This is a genomic window from Kitasatospora sp. NBC_00374, assembly GCF_041434935.1.
Lineage (GTDB): Bacteria > Actinomycetota > Actinomycetes > Streptomycetales > Streptomycetaceae > Kitasatospora.
The window spans coordinates 8,288,622-8,307,223 of sequence record NZ_CP107964.1 but is presented as its reverse complement, the minus strand read 5'-3'; the positions used below and the strand labels follow the sequence as shown (position 1 = coordinate 8,307,223).

11 protein-coding genes are annotated in these 18,602 nt (G+C 73.2%); all 11 read left to right on the top strand.

Translation table 11 applies throughout. From position 1 onward, the window contains the following. The first annotated feature begins 3 nt into the window (after positions 1-3). The 11 genes from OG871_RS36260 to OG871_RS36210 all read left to right on the top strand — a co-directional run bounded on the left by OG871_RS36260 (position 4) and on the right by OG871_RS36210 (position 18,530). The gene (locus OG871_RS36260) at positions 4-891 is read left to right on the top strand and encodes a thiamine pyrophosphate-dependent dehydrogenase E1 component subunit alpha (RefSeq protein ID WP_371502652.1); all 888 of its coding nucleotides are present in this window, start codon (positions 4-6) and stop codon (positions 889-891) included. Then, complete coding sequence (locus tag OG871_RS36255) at positions 885-1,907, top strand: alpha-ketoacid dehydrogenase subunit beta (protein WP_371502651.1); 1,023 nt, start codon at positions 885-887, stop codon at positions 1,905-1,907. The genes OG871_RS36260 and OG871_RS36255 overlap by 7 nt, the downstream gene beginning before the upstream one ends. Then, entirely contained in the window at positions 1,895-3,010 is a 1,116-nt protein-coding gene (locus OG871_RS36250; RefSeq protein ID WP_371502650.1) for a 2-oxo acid dehydrogenase subunit E2, read from the top strand. Before OG871_RS36255 ends, OG871_RS36250 begins: the two co-directional genes overlap by 13 nt. Before the next feature lie 73 nt (positions 3,011-3,083). Next, positions 3,084-6,548, top strand: a complete 3,465-nt coding sequence (locus OG871_RS36245) for a condensation domain-containing protein (RefSeq protein ID WP_371502649.1) — start codon at positions 3,084-3,086, stop codon at positions 6,546-6,548. Further along, positions 6,548-7,891: an MFS transporter gene (locus tag OG871_RS36240; protein ID WP_371502647.1), complete on the top strand. Its 1,344-nt coding sequence runs from the start codon at positions 6,548-6,550 to the stop codon at positions 7,889-7,891. The genes OG871_RS36245 and OG871_RS36240 overlap by 1 nt, the downstream gene beginning before the upstream one ends. Further along, positions 7,888-8,175, top strand: a complete 288-nt coding sequence (locus OG871_RS36235) for a hypothetical protein (protein WP_371502646.1) — start codon at positions 7,888-7,890, stop codon at positions 8,173-8,175. The genes OG871_RS36240 and OG871_RS36235 overlap by 4 nt, the downstream gene beginning before the upstream one ends. Then, positions 8,168-9,721: a tryptophan halogenase family protein gene (locus tag OG871_RS36230; RefSeq protein ID WP_371502644.1), complete on the top strand. Its 1,554-nt coding sequence runs from the start codon at positions 8,168-8,170 to the stop codon at positions 9,719-9,721. Before OG871_RS36235 ends, OG871_RS36230 begins: the two co-directional genes overlap by 8 nt. Before the next feature lie 23 nt (positions 9,722-9,744). Then, positions 9,745-10,272, top strand: coding sequence for a flavin reductase family protein (locus tag OG871_RS36225; RefSeq protein WP_371502643.1), 528 nt, complete (start codon positions 9,745-9,747; stop codon positions 10,270-10,272). Next, positions 10,269-12,146, top strand: coding sequence for an amino acid adenylation domain-containing protein (locus tag OG871_RS36220; protein WP_371502642.1), 1,878 nt, complete (start codon positions 10,269-10,271; stop codon positions 12,144-12,146). The genes OG871_RS36225 and OG871_RS36220 overlap by 4 nt, the downstream gene beginning before the upstream one ends. Next, positions 12,143-15,382: a condensation domain-containing protein gene (locus OG871_RS36215; protein WP_371502640.1), complete on the top strand. Its 3,240-nt coding sequence runs from the start codon at positions 12,143-12,145 to the stop codon at positions 15,380-15,382. The genes OG871_RS36220 and OG871_RS36215 overlap by 4 nt, the downstream gene beginning before the upstream one ends. 1 nt (position 15,383) lies before the next feature. Next, complete coding sequence (locus OG871_RS36210; protein WP_371502638.1) at positions 15,384-18,530, top strand: amino acid adenylation domain-containing protein; 3,147 nt, start codon at positions 15,384-15,386, stop codon at positions 18,528-18,530. The last annotated feature ends 72 nt before the right edge of the window (positions 18,531-18,602 follow it).

Sequence of the window (18,602 nt, the reverse complement as noted above, 5' to 3'; positions counted from 1 at the left end):
CGGATGGACGACAGCGACCTCCATCTGCTTCTGACGATCCGTCACTTCGAGCTGGCCCTGCTGAGGCTCTTCGAGCAGGGCCGGATCGACGGGACCACCCACACCTGCCTCGGCCAGGAGTACGTGCCGGTCGCGCTGCGACCACTGCTCACCGACGACGACTACGTGTTCAGCAACCACCGCGGCCACGGTCACTACCTCGCCCGGTTCGAGGATCCGGCCGCACTGCTGGCGGAGATCATGGGAAGGAGCGGCGGCGTGTGCCAGGGCGTCGGTGGCAGCCAACACCTGCACCAGGGACGGTACTTCTCCAGCGGCGTCCAGGGCGAGAGCCTGCCCGTCGCGGTGGGCGCCGCCCTGAGCCTCAAGCATGCGGGCAGCAGCGGGCTCGCGCTCGCCTACATCGGCGACGGCACCTTCGGCGAGGGCGCGGTGTACGAGGCGCTCAACATGGCCCGGCTCTGGGACGCGCCGCTCGCCGTGGTCGTGGAGAACAACCACATCGCGCAGACCACGCCGACCGACCGCCACCTCGCCGGCTCGATCAGCGGCCGGGCGGCCGCCTTCGGCATCGCCTACCACGGCACCGGGTCCCAGGACCTGTCGGCGATCCGCGCCGACCTGGAGCCGCTGCTGCGGCGGGTGCGCGACCACGGCGAGCCGCTGGTCGTGGAGTTCGACACGGTCCGGGTGGGCCCGCACAGCAAGGGCGACGACACCCGCGAACCGGCGCAGTTGCAGGCCGCCCGGGACCGGGACTGGCACACCGCCTACGAGCGGTCGTACCCGGACCAGTTCGCCGCCGCGGACGCGAGCGCCCGCGGCGCGGTGGACGCGGCGGTGGCCGAGGTCGGCGCACGCGAGCCGTCCGATTGGCGGGTCGCATGCTGAGGACCGAGCGCGTCGTGGACAACCTCAACGGCGCCCTGCACGCTCTCTTCGCCGACGACCCTCGGCTGTTCCTGCTCGGCGAGGACGTCCTGGACCCGTACGGCGGGGCCTTCAAGGTCACCGCCGGCCTGTCCACCAAGTACCCGGACCGGGTGCTCTCCACCCCGATCAGCGAGAGCGGGATCGTCGGCGTCGCCAACGGCCTGGCCCTCACCGGCAACCGGGCGATCGTGGAGATCATGTTCGGCGACTTCGCCGCGCTCTGCTTCGACCAGATCCTCAACGTCTCGGCCAAGTCGGTCTCGATGTACGGACGCCGGCTCGACGTCCCGCTCGTGGTCCGCTGCCCGATGGGCGGCAACCGCGGCTACGGCCCGACCCACAGCCAGAGTCTCCAGAAGCACTTCATCGGGATCCCGGACCTTCTGCTGCACGAACTCTCGCCGCTGCACGACAGCCTGACGGTACTGCGCCGGGTGCTGGACGGCGGCCGACCCTGCATGTTCTTCGAGAACAAGCCGGTGTACGGGGAGCGCGCACTGGCCCCGGGCGCGATCGACGACCTGTTCGGCTACCGGTTCGCCGACGAGGACCGCAACTGGGCGCGGGTCGCGGCGGAGGGCGGCGCCGGAACGGTGCTGCTGATCACGACCGGCGGAATGGTTTCGCGGGCGCTGGAAGCGGCCCGGACCCTGCTGCTGGAGGACGAGATCGACGTCACGGTGATGGTGCCCTCCCAGCTCTACCCGTTCCTGCCGCAGCCGCTGCTGACGGAGGTGGCGCGGGCGGAGCACGTCCTGGTGGCCGAGGAGAGCACCTCCGGCGGTACCTGGGGCAGCGAGGTCGCTCTGCGCCTGGGCGAGGTCTGTTGGGACCGGCTGAAGCACCCCGTGGGCACGATCCACTCCCGGGACAGCATCATCCCCGCCGCACGCCACCTGGAGCGCCAGGTGGTCGTGCAGGCACAGGACATCGTCGACGGAATACGCGGACGGGTGGCGGCATGCACGAGCTAGTGGTACCGAGGCTGAACGGCAACGACGACACCTGCCGGCTGACCGAGTGGCCCCACCCCGACGGCTCGGACATCGCGGAGCAGGATCCGGTCGCGGTGGTGGAGACGTCGAAGGCCGCCTCCGAGATCTACAGCGACGCCGCCGGAATCCTGCACGCCCTCGTCCCCGTCGGCGCGGAGTGCCGGATCGGCCAGGTGATCGGTTACGTCTTCGAAGACGAGCCGGAGCGGCAGGCGTTCCTGCGGGCCAACCCGGCGCACGCCGCGGACCCCGAGCGGCAGGACCTCCCGGCCCTGACCCTGACCGCCGCCGCCCGCCGGCTCAGCGAGCAGGAGAACCTGACGGAGGACCAACTGCGTTCGCTGGGCAAGCGGATCGTCCGCGAGTCGGACGTCGAGGCGCTCGTACGGCGCAGCGCACCCGAGGACTCCACCGCCCTGTCTCCGCGTCAGCGGGCGATCGCCACGGTGGTCAGCCGGACCCACCGGACGGTTCCCGACGCGTTCGTGGCGGTCAAGGTGTACTGCGACGACCTGCTGGAGCGGCTTCGCGCCTCCAACGCCGCGCAGCAGGAGGCGGTCGGCCTCCCCGAGGCGGTGATCACCCGGCTCGCCGGGCTGAAGCCGGCCTTCCCGGTCTTCTTCGCCAGGATGGCGGAGGACGAGCGGCTGCTCCTGCCCGAGGACCGCACCGACATCGGCGTCACCGTCGACGTGGGCACCGGCCTGTTCGTCCCGGTGGTGCGGGACGCCGGGGCGCTCAGCAGCTCCCAGGTCGCCGACCTGCTGATGGAGTTCCGCATCAAGGCGCTGCGCGAGTCCTTCCACGAGGACGACCTGAGCGGGGGGCAGCTCAGCGTCTCGCTCAACACCGACCCCGATGTGCTGGTGGCCGTGCCGATCATCCTCGCACCGCAGGTCTGCATGGTCTCCATCGCCTCGGTGCAGACCGAGATCGTGCTGGACGAGGGGCGGGTGTCGCCGCGCCGGCACTTCACCGTGGGGCTGGCCTACGACCACCGCGCGATCAACGGGCGGGAGGCCGTCGCCTTCCTCACCGCCCTCAAGTCGTCCGTCGAGCAGCCGCAGGAGTCAGACCGGTGACCGAGTCAACCGAACGAGTGGTCCAGGAGCCGCGCGGGCGCGCGGCGCTCACCGGGCGAAGCGAGGTCCGCGCATGAGCGCCGCACCCGGGCCGGGCACCGGCCGCACCGCGGAGGCCGAGCGCCTGCAGACCCGGCTGCGCTGGCAGCAACTGGCGCGCGAGCCCCACCCGGAGGGCCTGCGGGTGGCACTGCTCTCCAGCTACACCGTCGATCCGCTCGTCCCCTACCTCGGAACCGCGCTGGCCGAGGCCGGCGTACCGCCCGTGCTCTGGGTGGCCCCGTTCAACCAGATCGAACGCCAATGCCTGGACGACGGGTCGCTCACCGCGCGGTTCGCCCCGCAGGTGCTCGTGGTCGCTCCGCGGCTGGAGCAGCTGTGGGCCGGCCGGGCGCTGCCCGGGGACGGCGTCGACACGGAGTCCTACGAGGCGGACCTGCGCTACCTGGCCGAAGCGTGCGTGGACGCGGCGGCCCGCTGGGGAGCGGAGCTGCTCTTCGTGCTGCCCGAGATCCCGCAGAACCGTCCGGCGGGCGTGGGCGACGACGGTAACCCGCACGGTGTCCTGGCGACCGCGGTCCGGGCCCGGGAGGCGCTGCGCCACAGCCTGGCCGGCCGCGACCGGGTCGCCCTGGTGGACGGCGAGGCCCTGCTGCGCACCGTCGGGGCCGCCCACGCCTACCGCCCGGCACTGCTCGCCTCGGCCCAGATTCCCTACTCCGAGGAGTACTTCGCGCTGCTCGCCGAGCGGATCGGCCGGCTGCTCGCGCTGCGTCGCGACCCCCGGCCGCCGCTGATCGTGCTCGACGAGGCCCTGACGGGCGACGGAGCGCCGCAGCCGGCCGCTCCCGACCTGCCGGGTGGCGACCGCGGCAAGGGCACTCCGGAGACCAGTCTGGACGCCTACCTGACCGAGGTCGCCCGGCTGGGCGCCACCGTCACCCGGTGCACCGCCGAGGGGCCGGCCACCGGGCAACTCCGATCGCTGATCGAGCGGTCGGTTCCCGCCGGCCGACGGGTCGCCTTCCTCAGCACACGGCCGCAGACCCTAGAGCAGGTGCGGCAGGACCTTCCCGCGGTCACCACCCTGCTGCTGCCGCCCGACCGCGAGCTGTGGGCGCAGGCCGTCGACCGGAGCGGCATCGTGGACCAGGCCCCCGTCTCCGGTGGGCCGGCGGCGGGCGGCTCCGGGCCGAGTGCGCCCACCCTCACGCTGGACGGCTTCCTGGCCAACCTGCGCCTTCGGGTCGAGTGCGCCGCGCTGACGCCCGAGCTCGCCGAGGCGGCGGCCGACCTCACCCGGCGGACCGCCGAGTTCCACCTGGACGGCGAGGTGTGGCCGGCGGAGCGCTTCACCGCCACCGCCCCCGGAGAGGTGCGCTGGGCCATCCGGGTCGGCGACCGGTTCGGCGACCACGGGCTGTGCGGCCTGCTCGGCGCGCGACCCGAGGCCGGCACCCTGCGGGTGGACCTGTGGGTGCTGACCTGCCCGGTCCTCGGCAAGGGCGTCGAGGAGCGGGTCCTGGGCGACCTGGTCGCACTGGCCCGCGAGCACGGCTGCCACACGGTGGCCTTCCGGTTCCGTCCGACGCCGCGCAACGACGCCTTCCACCGCTTCCTGACCGGCCTGTGGCCGCAGGCGGCAGCGCTCGGCGAGGTGCCCGGCCCGGTGGACATTCCGGTGCGGGTCCTGGCCGCCGGCGCCACGGCCGGGCCGGCGTCCGGCGTCGCGGCCACCCCGGCGCCAACGGCTGCCGCCCGGCCCGACGTGAGCCCGCCGGCCCGCGCCGGCCGGCCGCGACGCCGGCCGGTCGTCGTCGGCGGCACCGCCACCGCGGCGCAGATCCTGCGTGCGGTGGAGGACCGCGGCCGCACGCTCGCGGCGACCTCGGGCCCGGGGCGGACCGACGAGGGCGGCGAGCCGCGGACCGAGACCGAACGGCTCATCGCAGACGTCTTCGCCGGCGTGCTGCGCCGGCCCTCGGTCGGGGTGGAGTGCAGGTTCTTCGACCACGGCGACTCGATGCTGGCCGTCCAGCTGATCGCCAAGGCCAACCGCGCCGGACTGCGCCTGACCCTGCGACAGGTCTTCCAGCACCAGACCGTCGCCGCGCTCGCAGCCGTGGCCACGGTGGTGGAGCAGCGGCAGACCTCGCCGGAGTCGGGCGGCCCTGCGCCACTGCTGCCGCTCCAGTCCTGGTTCTTCGGGCTCGGCCTGGACCGGCCCGGGCACTTCAACCAGTCGCAGCGCTTCGAGCTGCCCGCCGAGGTGGACGCAGGCGCCCTCGAACAGGCAGTGGCCGCGCTGCTCGCCCAGCATCCGTCCCTGCGGGTGCGCTTCACCCGGGAAGCCTCGGGCCTGTGCCAGACCGACCCGGGGGCACCCGCGGACGCGCCCTTCGAGCACGTCGACCTCAGCACGACCCCGAGCGAGCGGTGGGAGCAGCGGCTGGAGGCGCACGAGACCGCTCTGCATCGGACGATGAGTCCGGCCGAGGGCCGTCTCGCCCGATTCGCGCTCTTCACCTTCGGGCCCGAGCGGCTGCCCCAGCTTCTGGTGATCTTCCATCACCTGGCGATCGACGGGATGTCCTGGCGCTTCCTGCTGGCGGACCTGCAGGACGCGTACCACCAGGCCCGCCGGGGCGGGCCGGTGGAGCTGGCACCGACCAGCACACCCATGCTGAGCTGGGCCCGGCAGCTGCACGCGTACGCGCAGTCGCCCGAGGTGCTGGCCGAGCTCCCGCGGTGGCTGGCCGAGCCCAGGGCATCCGTCGAACCGCTCCCCAGGGACGTCCCCGACGCGGCGGCCTCCGGTGTCCTCACCCACTCCCGTCTGCTGGTGCTCAGCGCCGAGGAGACCCGGCTGCTGCGCGATCGGGCGCTGTCCACCGACCATGTCTCGCTCGACATCCTGCTGCTGGCCGCGGCCAACCGGAGCCTGGCGCGCTGGAGCGGACGGGACCGCTTCCTGTTCGACGTGGTCAACCACGGGCGGGAGCCGTTCCTCGACGGGGTGGACCTGTCGCGCACGGTCGGCTGGATGGTTCTCAACGTGCCGGTGCTGTTCGAGACCGCTGGCCTGGAGGACATGTCGGTTCTCGTCCCGGCGGTCGGCCGCCAGCTGCGCGCCTGGTCCTCGCACCACGGGGCGGGCGACAACCTGCTGCGCTTCCTGAGCGAGGACGAGTCGGTCAGGAGGCAACTGGCCGAACTCCCCGGGGCCGATGTGCTGTTCTCCTACGCCGGACACATCGACCCCGGCTCGCAGGAGCATCCGCTGCTCGGTGCCTCGATCCCCGGCGGGGTGCCGGACATCGATCCGGGCGCTGTCACCCCGTACGCGCTCCAGTTCGACACGGTGATCGTCGGTGACCGGATCCACCTGGAGATCTGCTACCGCGGCACGCAGTTCCACACCACGACGACCGAGCGGCTCATGGACGGCTGGGCGGCCGGCCTCCGCGAGCTGATCGGCGGCACACCGGCGGCGCCGGCCCCCGGCGAGCGGCCCAACGACAGGAAGAGCCAGCAATAATGGCGCAGGTCAAGACAGCTAATCCCAAACGCGTGTTCCTGGTCGTCTGGCTGAGCCAGTTCGTCTCGGCGCTCGGCACCGGACTGATCGACTTCGCCCTCGGCGTGTTCGTCTACCAGCGCACCGGATCGGCCACCCAGTTCGCGCTGGTCCTGGTGTTCGCGATGGTCCCGGCCATCCTGCTCTCACCGTTCTCGGGTGCGCTCGCCGACCGCTGGGACCGCCGGGGCATGATGCTGGTCAGCGAGGCGGCGTGCGGGGTGGTGATCCTGGCGCTGACGCTGCTTCAGCACGGCCACGGGCTCGAGGTCTGGCACGTCTACGTCGCGGTGGTGCTGCTGGCCGTCGGCGGCGCGTTCCGCGACCCGGCCTACTACGCCTCGGTCAGCCAGATGGTGCCGAAGAGGCAACTCGGCCGCGCCAGCGGCCTGGTGCAGACCGCGGAGAACATCGGGATGGTGGCACCGCCGCTGATCGCCGGCTTCCTGATGGCCGCGGTCGGGGTGTCGGGGGTGCTGCTGATCGACCTGATCTCCTACACGGTGGGCATCCTGGCCCTGCTCGTGGTGGTCTTCCCCCCGGTGGAGCGGCCCGAGGACGCGGACTCCGCGAAGCCCACGCTGTGGGCCGACATGGCCGCGGGCTGGGCCTATATGATGCGGCATCGGGGTTTTCTCCACCTCTTCCTGTTCGGCTCGTTCATCAGCTTCTCGATCGGGCTGACCCAGATCGTGGTCACCCCGCTGCTGCTGAGCTTCACCTCGGCCGCGGTGCTCGGCGCGACCTTCTCGGCCGGTGGGTTCGGGATGTTCCTCGGCGGCGCGGTGATGGCCGCCTGGGGCGGGCCCAAGAACAAGGTGGCCGGCGTCCTGCTGTTCGGCCTGGCCCAGGCCCTCTGCCTGTTCCTGGTCGGCCTTCGCCCCAACCCCGTGGTGATCGGCGCCGGCCTGTTCGGCTGCCTGTTCAGCATCCAGTTCGTCCGGGGCTGCACCGCCGCGGTCATCCGCACCCATGTGCCGGATGCCATGCAGGCCCGGGTCTTCGCGCTGAACCGCTTCGTCGCCTGGTCGACCCTGCCGCTGGCCTACCTGGTCGCCGGACCGCTGGTGAAGGTCTTCAACCCGCTGCTGGAGCCGTCGGGATCGCTGGCCGACAGCGTCGGGAAGATCCTGGCGGTCGGCTCGGGCCGCGGGATCGGGCTGCTGCTGATCGTGCTCGGCGGCGCCTTCCTGCTGGTGGTGCTGGGCAACTACGCCAATCCGCGGCTGCGCAACATCGAGGCGGAGATGACCGCGCAGGCGTCGGAGCGGACGGCGCTCGAGGAGACGGGCGCACGCGGATGACCGATGGAACGGACACCGCGCGGCCAGCCCCGGCCGCCGAACGGCAGTACTGCAGGGCCTATCGACTCGCCGACCTGCGCCGGTTCCCCGGCTGGCAGGAGCCGGCGGACCGCGCCCCACTGACCGACGACTCCGTCGTCCACCTGTGGGACGACCTCACGGTCGTGGCGAGCCCGGTGGACCCGTCCGAGGGCGTCCTGTGGGACACCGTCGACGGGGCCTGGGAGCGCTTCTGCCGCGAGGACCTGAACTTCGACCTACCGGAGGACCTGAACAATGGCTAAGCATGTGGTGATCGCGGGCGGTGGCACGGCGGGCTGGATGACCGCCGCCTACCTGAGGGCGAGCTTCGGCGACCAGGTGGAGATCACCGTGGTGGAGTCGGGCGCCATCTCCAGCATCGGCGTGGGCGAGGCGACCTTCAGCACCATCCGGCACTTCTTCAGCTACATCGGGTTGGAGGAGCGGGACTGGATGCCGGCCTGCAACGCGACGTACAAGCTGGGCATCCGGTTCGAGAACTGGCGCCACCCCGGCCACGACTTCTACCACCCGTTCGAGCGCTTCACCTCGGTGGAGGGCTACCCGCTTCCCGAGTGGTGGCTGCGCTCGGGCCGGTCCGACCGCTTCGACCGCGACTGCTTCATCATCGCCAACCTGTGCGACGAGCTGCGCTCGCCGCACACCCTGGACGGCCGGCTGTTCGGGGAGCGCGACGAGTCCCTCGCCGCGGGCACCCGCACCACGCTGGCCGACCAGGACGCCCAGTACCCGTACGCGTACCACTTCGACGCGTCCCTGCTGGCCGACTACCTGATGAAGATGGTGACGGCCCGCGGGGTGCGCCGCGTGGTCGACTCGATCGTGGACTGCAAGCGCGACGAGCGGGGAATCGCGGGCCTGGTCACCCAGGAGCACGGGACGATCGAGGGCGACCTCTACGTGGACTGCACCGGCTTCCGCGGCCTGCTGCTCAACCAGGCGCTGGAGGAGCCGTTCATCTCCTTCAAGGAGTACCTGCCCAACGACCGCGCGGTGGCCCTGCGCGTGCCGGCCGACATCGAGCGCGACGGCATCAGGCCCTACACCACCGCCACCGCCATGGACGCGGGCTGGATGTGGACCATCCCGCTGTTCGGGCGCAACGGCATGGGCTACGTGTACTCCTCCGAGTACTCCGGGCCCGAGGAGGCGGAGAAGGCGCTGCGCCAGGCCGCCGGCCCGGCGGCGGCCGACCTGGAGGCCAACCACATCCGGATGCGGATCGGCCGCAGTCGCAACTCGTGGGTGGGCAACTGCGTGGCCATCGGCCTGGCCAGCGGCTTCGTCGAGCCGCTGGAGTCCACCGGCATCTTCTTCATCCAGCACGGCATCGAGCAGCTGGTGAAGCACTTCCCCGGCGAGCGGCCCGACCCCACGCTGGTGGAGCACTACAACCAGATGGTCGGTCGCTGCATCGATGGGATCGCCGAGTTCCTCGCCTTCCACTACTACGCGGCCGCGCGCACCGACAACGCGTACTGGAAGGCGACCAAGGAACGGCCACTGCCGGGCGAGCTGGCCGAGCGGGTCAAGCTCTGGGAGCACAAGCTGCCGGACGCCCAGAGCATCTACCCGCACTACCACGGCTTCGAGTCCTACTCCTATGCCTCGATGCTCCTCGGCCTCGGCGGGATCCCGGTGCGCCAGCGTCCGGTGATCGACCTCCTGGACAACCGCGCCGCCGAGCAGGAGTTCGAGCGACTGGCGGTCAAGACCCGCCGGATGCAGACCGAACTCCCGAGCCAGTACGAGTACTTCGCGCACATGCGGCGCCCGGTCGAGGTGTAGAGGCGAGGCTGGAGATGGAGAACGTGGACGTAGTGGCAGCGGACCGGTCCGCCGACTTCCGGTCGCTGATGGCCGGTTTCCCCAGCGGCGTGGCAGTCGTGACCGCGGTTGGTGCCGACGGCCGCCCGCTCGGCCTGACCTGCTCCTCGCTGAGCGCGGTGTCGGCAGAGCCACCGCTGCTGCTCGTCTGCATCGACAACCGGAGCCGGACCCTGGCCGCCGTCGAGGACAGCGGCGCCTTCGCCGTCAACCTGCTCCACCGGTACGGCCAGGAGGCCGCCCGGACGTTCTCGGTCAGCGGCCCGGACCGCTTCCGCTCGGTCCGGTGGAGCCGGACCGGCGGGGCGGGCCTCCCCAGGCTGGACGTGGACGCCAGGGCGATCGCCGAGTGCCGCGTGTACAGCACGCAGGCGGCGGGCGACCACACCGTCGTGATCGGGGAGGTCCGCTCGGTCGAGCACCTCACCGCAGCCGCACCGCTGCTGTACGGGCTGCGAACGTACGCGGTCTGGCCGGGCGACCCGGACGACAGGAAGAAGGAAGACCGATGACCAACGTGTCCGAGCTCCTCGCCGCCCAGGCGGCCCGCACCCCGCATGCGGTGGCGGTCGCCCTCGGCGACCGGGAGCTGACCTACCGCCAGCTCGACGAGCGGGCCAACCGGCTGGGCCGCCACCTCGCCGACCTCGGCGTGCGGCCCGACACGGTGGTGGCCCTGTGCCTGCCGCGCTCGATCGACATGATCGTCGCGCTGTTCGGCATCCTCCGGGCCGGCGGCGCCTACCTGCCGCTGGAGCCGAGCACCCCGGCCGAGCGGCTGTCGCTGATCCTGGAGAGCGCCCGCCCACAGCTGGTGGTCACCGAGGTGGCGCTGGCCGCCGCCCTGACCGGGAGCGGCGCCACCGCCGTCTGCCTCGACCGGGACCAGGCGACGATCGAGGCCCGGTCCGCCGCGGCCTTCGACAGCGGGGTGGCCCCGGCCAACCTCGCCTACGTGATCTACACCTCGGGCTCCACCGGGGTGCCCAAGGGCATCATGATCGACCACGGCGCACTCCGCGACAAGGTGCTGGCCAAGACGGCCATCTACGGATTCACCCCCGAGGACCGGGTGCTCCAGTTCACCTCGCTGGGCTTCGACGCAGCCGCGGCCGAGATCTACCCCACCCTGCTGGCCGGCGCCGCCCTGGTGGTGCACCCCCACCCGAGCTGGACCTCGCCCCCGGAGCTGCTCGCCGACTGCGAACGGCTCGGGATCACCGGTGTCATGCTGCCGCCGGTCTACCTCCAGCTCCTGATCGACTCGCTCAGCGCCTCCGGCAGGACGGTGCCCTGGCTGCGCTGCTTCATCACCGGCGGCGAGAGCATCCCGGTCGAGCGGCTGGCCGCCTGGGCCCGGCTGGTCCCCCACCGCCCCCGGTTCGTCTACGCCTACGGCCCCACCGAGACCACCATCGCCGCCACCCTCTACCTGCCGTCCATGGACCCGGCCGAGATCGAGAAGCTCGCGAAGGTGCCGATCGGAAGCCCGCTGCCGAACACCGGGGTGCAGGTGCTCGACGAGCACCTGGACCCGGTCCCGGCGGGACAGGTGGGCGAGCTGTGGATCACCGGCACCGGCCTGGCCCGCGGGTACCTCGGCGAGGCCGCGCTGACCGCGGAGCGGTTCGTGCCCTGCCCGTTCGGCGACCGGCCCGGTGCCCGGATGTACCGGACCGGCGATCTGGCCCGGATGACGGCCGGCGGCGAACTGGAGTTCGTCGGCCGGCTGGACTCCCAGGTCAAGATCCGCGGGCACCGGGTCGACGCCAGCGACGTCGAGGCCGCGCTCGGCGAGCACCCCGGGCTCGGTCCGGTCGTGGTGGTCGCCCGCGAGGGCCGACTGGCCGCGTACTGTGTGCCCGCCCCCGGAGCCCGGCCGACCGCCCGCGAACTGCACCGGTTCGTCGGACAGAAGCTGCCCGACTACATGATCCCCTCCTCCTTCACCCTCATGGACGCGCTGCCGCTGAGCACCGGCGGCAAGATCGACCTGCGGGCGCTGCCCGATCCCGCGGAGGCCGCGCGGCAGGACGATGCCGAGCAGCGGTGGGCCCTGTCACCGATCGAGCTCGAGCTCGACGGGATCTGGAGCGAGCTGCTGCAGCGCGACCGGGTCGGCGTGGACGAGAACTTCTTCGAGGCCGGCGGGGACTCGCTGCTGGCCAGCCGGATGGTCGCGCGGGTCCGCGGCAACCTCGGCGTCGAGCTCCCGCTGCGCGCGGTCTTCGAGACACCGACCATTGCCGCCCTCGCCCAGGAGGTCACCCGGCTGTCGGTGGCCCAGCAGCCGGACGCCGAGCTGCTGCGCCTGCTCGGCGACCTGGAGGGGCTGCCGGACCAGGACGCGCCGGACAGGGTGGCGGAACAGGAGCCGCAGGCATGACCGGATCCGACACCGCGGCCGCCCTCGCCGACCGGCTCGCCAAGCTCTCGCCGGCGAAACGGGCGATGTTCGAGCAGGCCCTGCTGGCCCGCCGGCAGCACGCGACCGACGGGACCGGCATCCCCCGCCGCACCGGCGAGGGCCCGGCGCCGCTGACCTTCGCCCAGCGCGGCATGTGGTTCCTCGACCAGTGGCAGCCCGGCAGCGCGCTGTACGGCGTGCGCGAGGCACTGCGCGTGGTCGGAGCGCTGGACGGCGACGCCCTGCGGCGCGCCTTCGCGGCCGTGGTCGAGCGCCACGAGATCCTGCGCACCACCTTCGGCGACGTCGACGGGCAGCCGGTCCAGCTGATCGGCCCCGTGCCGTCGGAGCCCCTCCCGCTGGTCGACCTCACCGGCCTGGCCCCCACCGAGCGCGCCGACGCGGTCGAGCGGCTGCGCGCGGACGACGCCCGGCGCCCGTTCTCACTGGCCGAGGGGCCGCTGCTGCGCGCGGTCCTGATCAGGGTCGCCGACACCGAGCACGTGCTGCTGCTGTCCCTGCACCACATCGTCGCGGACGGCTGGTCCTACGGCCTGCTCGTACGTGAACTGTCGACCCACTACGCCGCGTTCAGCCAGGGACGGGCGGCCGATGCGCCCGAGCTGCCGATCCGGTTCGCCGACTACGCCTGCTGGCAGCAGGAGCAGCGCGACAGCCCCGAACTGCTGGCGCGGCTCGCCTGGTGGAAGGCCGAACTCGCGGGCGCCCCGGCCCTGCTGAACCTGCCGACCGACCGGCCGAGGCCGCCGGTGCTCAGCCACCGCGGCGGGACGGCCGACCTGGCCGTCCCCGCAACGGTCGCGGCCGCGCTGCGCGACCTGGCGGGCCACGAGGGCGCGACGCTGTTCATGACCCTGCTCGCCGCCTTCCAGGTCCTGCTGCACCGCTGGACCGGCGACCCCGAGGTGGTCGTCGGCTCCCCGGTCGCGGGCCGCACCGAGCGCGGGCTGGAGAACCTGATCGGCTGCTTCGTCAACACGCTGGCGATGCGCACCGACCTGAGCGGGGCCCCCGGCTTCCGTGCACTGCTCGGGCACGTGCGCGAGCTCACCATCGCCGCCTACGCGCACCAGGACATCCCGTTCGAACGGCTGGTGGAGGAGCTGCGGCTGGACCGCGGCGCCAACCACAGCCCCGTCTTCCAGGCCATGTTCGCCTTCCAGAACACCCCGCCGGCCGGCTGGCACCTGCCCGGGGCCGCCGTGCGGCCGCTGGGTGTCGTGCACCCGGCCGAGGCGCTCGATCTGTCGCTGACCATGACCGAGGACGAGGCCGGGCTGCACGGCACGCTGAGCTACAGCGCGGACCTGTTCGACGCCGACACGATCGCCCGGCTGCTGCGCGAGTTCGGGAGCCTGCTCGCCGCGATCGCCGAGGACGAGGACCACCCGGTCGCGGCGCCGAGCGGCTCGCTCCGGCCCGCTCACCGCCCCGCCGGACCGACCCCGGCCCCTGCTTCGGGCCCGGAGCCGGAACCTGCCGCCGAGGCGCCGGCGGCCGTCCTCGAACCGCTGCGCGCCATCTGGGCCGAGGTGCTCGCCGACGACACGGTCACGAGCGGGACGAGCTTCTTCACGGCCGGCGGCCACTCGCTGCTCGCCGTCCAGGTTGCCTCCCGGGTCCGCCGCGCCTTCGAGGTCGACCTCCCACTGAGCACGCTGTTCGAGGCTCCCACCCTGGCCGGCTACGCGCAGCGGGTCGACGCGGCCCGGCGCGCCCGGCCGGGCGCGGGACTGCCGCCGATCCCGCCGACCGACCTGAGCGGCCCTGTACCGCTGTCCCACGCCCAGCGCCGGCTCTGGTTCGTCGACCAGCTCGACCACGGCGGCTCGCACCACAACGTGGGGTCCGTGCTCCGGCTGGACGGTCCGCTGCACGCCACCGCCCTGAGCGGCGCCGTCCGGGAGCTGTGCCTGCGCCACGCGTCGTTGCGCACCACCATCGAGCAGGTGCACGGGGTGGTCACCCAGCGGATCGGCGATCGGCCGCCCGCCCCGGTCCCGCTGGTCGACCTCTCGGGCCTGGCCCCGGACACCGCACAGGAGGAGGCACGCCGACTGGCCGAGGCCGAGGCGCGCCGCCCCTTCGATCTCCGGCACGGCCCGCTGCTGCGGGTGGCCCTGGTACGGCTCGGCGCGGACCACCACCTCCTGCTGGTGACGGTCCATCACATCATCACCGATGCATGGTCCTCCGACCTGATGTTCGAGGAGCTCTGGCAGCTGTACTCGGCCGAGCTGGACGGCACCCCGGCCGAACTCCCGCCGCTGCCGATCCAGTACGCCGACTACGCCGTGTGGGAACAGCGGACGCTGGACGAGGCCGCCCTCCGGGAAGCCGCCGAGTACTGGCGCGGGCAGCTCGCCGGAGCACCGGAGACCCTCGACCTGCCGCCGGACCTGCCGCTGCCGGCCACCCCGGTCTTCCGGTCGCGGACACTTCCGTACCAGCTCTCCGAGGAGCAGACCGAGGCGCTGACCGCCTTCTGCCTGCGCGAGGGCGTCACCCCCTTCATGGTGGCGCTCGCCGCCTATCTCGTGCTGCTGCACCGGCACACCGGCCGGTCGGACCTGGTGGTCGGCACCGGCACCGCCAACCGCGGGAGCGTCGAGACCGAACGGGTCATCGGATTCTTCACCAACCAGCTGGTGCTGCGCACCCAGGTCCGCGGCGACCGGAGCGTGCGCGAGCTGCTGGCGGCGGTGCGCGGGACGACACTGGACGCACACTCGCACGGGCACTTCCCGTTCGACCGACTGGTCGAGCTGATCCGGCCCACCCGCCGGATCAACCGGGCACCGCTCTTCCAGGTGGAGATCGAGTACCACCGCAGGACCGACCGGCCGACCGGCCCGCCCGGGGTCACGGTCGCGCCGCAGGCACCCGACGGCGCGACCACCACGCTCGACCTGTCGCTGCACGTGGTGCAGACCGAGACGGTGCTGCGCGGCGGCCTGGTCTACAACGCCGACGCGTTCGCGCCCGCGACGGCCGAGCGCCTGCTCGGCGAGCTGCTGGAGCTGCTGCCCCCGATGATCGCCGAACCCGGGGCGAGCATCGACGAGGTGGCCCGACAGGCCGAGCAGAACTGGCGCCAGGCGGCCGCACGAGCACGGGCGGCCGCCGCCCGAGCCCGCTTCGACAGTGTGCGCACCGGAACGCCCCGAAGCCCGCAGAACCACGGCAGGACGTGACATGGACGCCATCGCGCTCTCCCCGCAGCAACGCCACATCCAGGCGTGGAGCCTGGCGGGTGACACCCACGACGCCACCGCGGTGGTCCGCATCGAGGGTGATCTGCGGCCGGACACCCTCCAGCAGGCGTTGGCCGGGCTGGTCCGCCGCCACACCATCCTGCGGACCGGGATCGGCCCCGCGACGCCGGACGGTGCTCCCGAACAACTCGTATCGGAAAAGGGCGACTTCGAGCTGCGGCTCGTGGCGCCCGGGGAACCGGGCCCGGTCGCCCGCCCGTCCCGCGCGGCGGGCCCCGGACCGGTGCTGCGCGCCACCCTCGCCCAAGTGGCGCCCCAGGAGCACCTGCTGACGCTCGGGCTGCCCGCGGCGTACGCCGACGCGCCGAGCCTGCACACCCTGGTGCGCGATCTCGGCGCCGGCTACGGCCGGGCGGCCGAGCAGCTCGACGCCACCCCGTACGCGCTGGTCTCGGAGTGGCAGAACGCCCTCACGGCGGAGGACGACGGCGGCGAGCACGAACGGCGGCTCGACCGGCTGCGCTCCCTGGTACGCGGCCTGCGACTGCCGTTCCCCGCCCCGGAGGCACCCACCCCGGCCGGGCGGGCCGCGCGATCGGCGGAGCTCGGCGCGGAGCGGCTGGCCCGCTTCGAGGCGGTGGCCGCGCGCCACGGCGCCGCGCTGCCCGACTTCCTGGCGGCCGTCTGGCAGACCCTGCTGTGGCAGCACACCCGGACGGCCGACCTCCTGCTCGGCCACCTCACCGACGGCCGGGTGTACGAGGAGCTGGAGAGCGTGGTCGGCCCGTGCGCCAAGGTGCTCCCGGTGCGGTCCGCGATGGCCGAGTCCGACCCGTTCGCCGAGGTGCTCGGCCGGGTCCGCGACGCCGCCGAACAGGCGCGCGAAGGACAGGAGTTCTTCCACTGGCCGGTGGACCGGGAGGCGGCGCCGGCCCACCCCGGCTGGGGCTTCGGGTTCGCCGACGCCGTCTCGGCGGTCACCGCGGACGGCCTGCGGCTGACCGTGGAGCGGACCGAGGTCTGGAGCGGGCCGTTCACGCTCTGCCTGCACGCCGAGCGGGGCCCGCAACGGCTGCGGCTCGAGCTGGAGCACGAGCGCGCCAGGATCGACGAGGCCACCGCGGAGTGCCTGCTGGAGCAGCTGCTCGCACTGGCCGACGACGCGGCCGAGCACCCACGGACGCCGATCGGCCGGCTCAGGGCGGTCGGCCGGCTCAGGGCGGTCGGCCGGAGCGGCACGGTGGTGGAGGTCGCGCGGGCCGCAGCCGACGGGGCCACCGGCCCGTCGGCGCACGAGCTCTTCGAGGACCGCGCCAGGCGGACCCCGGAGCGCGTCGCGGTCACCTTCGAGGGCCGCTCGCTCTCCTACGGCGAACTGAACGCCCGCGCCAACCGGCTCGCCCGCCACCTGCGTGAACTCGGCGCGGGGCCGGAGTCGCTGGTCGGCATCTGCCTGGACCGCGGCGAGGACCTGGTCGTGGCGATGATCGCGGTCCACAAGGCGGGCGCGGCCTACGTGCCGATCGACCCGCTGCACCCCGCCGACCGGATCCGCGTCATCACCGCGAACACCGCACTGTCCGCCGTGGTCACCGAGCAGGGCAGCGCCACCGTGCTGCCCGACGGCGTGTGGCCGGTCGTGCACCTCGACAGCGAACGCGAGGTCCTCGCCGCTCGCAGTGGCGAGGACCTCGGGCTGCCGACCGATCCGGAGCAGCTCGCCTACCTCCGACACACCTCCGGGTCGACCGGCACCCCCAAGGGCGTCCAGATCTCGCACCGGGCGCTGGCCAACTTCCTGCACACCATGGGTGAGCGGCCCGGCATCTCGGCCGAGGACAGCCTGGTGGCCGTCACCACCTCCTCGTTCGACATCGCCGACCTCGAGCTCTGGCTGCCCCTGACGGCCGGGGCGCGGATCACCCTGGCCGGCCGGCGCGCCGCCGCCGACCCCCGGGCGCTGGCTCGGCTGCTCCAGGACGCGTCCGCGACCGTGCTCCAGGCGACCCCGGTCACCTGGCGGATGCTGCTCGCGGACGGCTGGCCGGGCCGGCCGGAGCTGACCGCCATGGTGGGCGGCGAGACACTGCCACCGGAGCTCGCGGCCGCGCTGCGGTCCAAGGTCGGCCGGCTGTGGAACATGTACGGACCGACCGAGACGACCATCTGGTCGACCTGCGCCGAGATCGACTCCGACGCCCGCCCGTTGACGGTCGGCCGCCCGGTCGGCAACACCTGTGTCCACCTGCTCGACGCCGACCTGCTCCCGGTGCCGGTCGGCATGGTGGGCGAGCTGTGCATCGGCGGCCTCGGCCTGGCCCGCGGCTATGCCGACCGGCCCGGCCAGACCGCCGAGCGCTTCGTCCCCGACCCGTTCGGCTGTCGGCCGGGCGGCCGGCTGTACCGCACCGGGGACCTGGCCAGGTACGACGCCCACGGCCGGCTGTACGTGCTCGGCCGCGCCGACAGCCAGGTGAAGATTCGCGGATTCCGGATCGAACTGGGCGAGGTGGAGGCCGCGCTGGCCCGGCACCCGGCGGTCCGCGCCGCGGTGGCCACCGCCAGGGCGGAGCACTCGGGTGAGCTGCGGCTGGACGCGTACGCCGTGCCCGAGCCGGGGCCGGGGCCCACCGTCGCGCAGCTGCGCGGCTTCCTTCGGGAACGGCTGCCGGCCGCCATGGTGCCGTCCAGGATCGCGATCGTAGGAGAGCTGCCGGTGACTGCCAACGGGAAGGTGGACCGGGCGGCGCTGCCCGAGATCCACGTGGAGACGCTCGGTCCGGCGGGCCCGAACCTGCCCGCCGCGACCCGGTTGGAACGCCTGATCGCCGACGTATGGCGGCAGGTGCTGAACGTGTCGGAGCTGGGGACGGCGGACAACTTCTTCGACCTGGGTGGCCATTCGGTCCTGCTGGTCGCGGTGGCCGGCCGGCTGGCCGAGGAACTCGGCCGGCCCGTCACACCGCTGACCGTCCTCGAGCACCCGACGGTCGCCGCGCTGGCCCGTCACCTCGGACAGGACGGCGAACCGGGGCCCACGGCCGAGGAGGCCGCCGGGAAGGAGGCACCGGCCGCCGGGCGCAACCGCCTCCGGCAGCGCCGCGAGCGCATCGGGGAATCCATCTGAGGGCACCGCCGGCCGCCGCGGGGGCGCCGGGCACCGGCCGTATCCGGCCATCGGCAGACCGGCCTGACCGGC

Excerpts from the sequence above, each read along its gene's own strand:
- OG871_RS36260 (WP_371502652.1), top strand. The coding sequence starts at position 4 with ATGGACGACAGCGACCTCCATCTGCTTCTGACGATCCGTCACTTCGAG.
- OG871_RS36255 (WP_371502651.1), top strand. The coding sequence starts at position 885 with ATGCTGAGGACCGAGCGCGTCGTGGACAACCTCAACGGCGCCCTGCAC.
- OG871_RS36250 (WP_371502650.1), top strand. The coding sequence starts at position 1,895 with ATGCACGAGCTAGTGGTACCGAGGCTGAACGGCAACGACGACACCTGC.
- OG871_RS36245 (WP_371502649.1), top strand. The coding sequence starts at position 3,084 with ATGAGCGCCGCACCCGGGCCGGGCACCGGCCGCACCGCGGAGGCCGAG.
- OG871_RS36240 (WP_371502647.1), top strand. The coding sequence starts at position 6,548 with ATGGCGCAGGTCAAGACAGCTAATCCCAAACGCGTGTTCCTGGTCGTC.
- OG871_RS36235 (WP_371502646.1), top strand. The coding sequence starts at position 7,888 with ATGACCGATGGAACGGACACCGCGCGGCCAGCCCCGGCCGCCGAACGG.
- OG871_RS36230 (WP_371502644.1), top strand. The coding sequence starts at position 8,168 with ATGGCTAAGCATGTGGTGATCGCGGGCGGTGGCACGGCGGGCTGGATG.
- OG871_RS36220 (WP_371502642.1), top strand. The coding sequence starts at position 10,269 with ATGACCAACGTGTCCGAGCTCCTCGCCGCCCAGGCGGCCCGCACCCCG.
- OG871_RS36215 (WP_371502640.1), top strand. The coding sequence starts at position 12,143 with ATGACCGGATCCGACACCGCGGCCGCCCTCGCCGACCGGCTCGCCAAG.
- OG871_RS36210 (WP_371502638.1), top strand. The coding sequence starts at position 15,384 with ATGGACGCCATCGCGCTCTCCCCGCAGCAACGCCACATCCAGGCGTGG.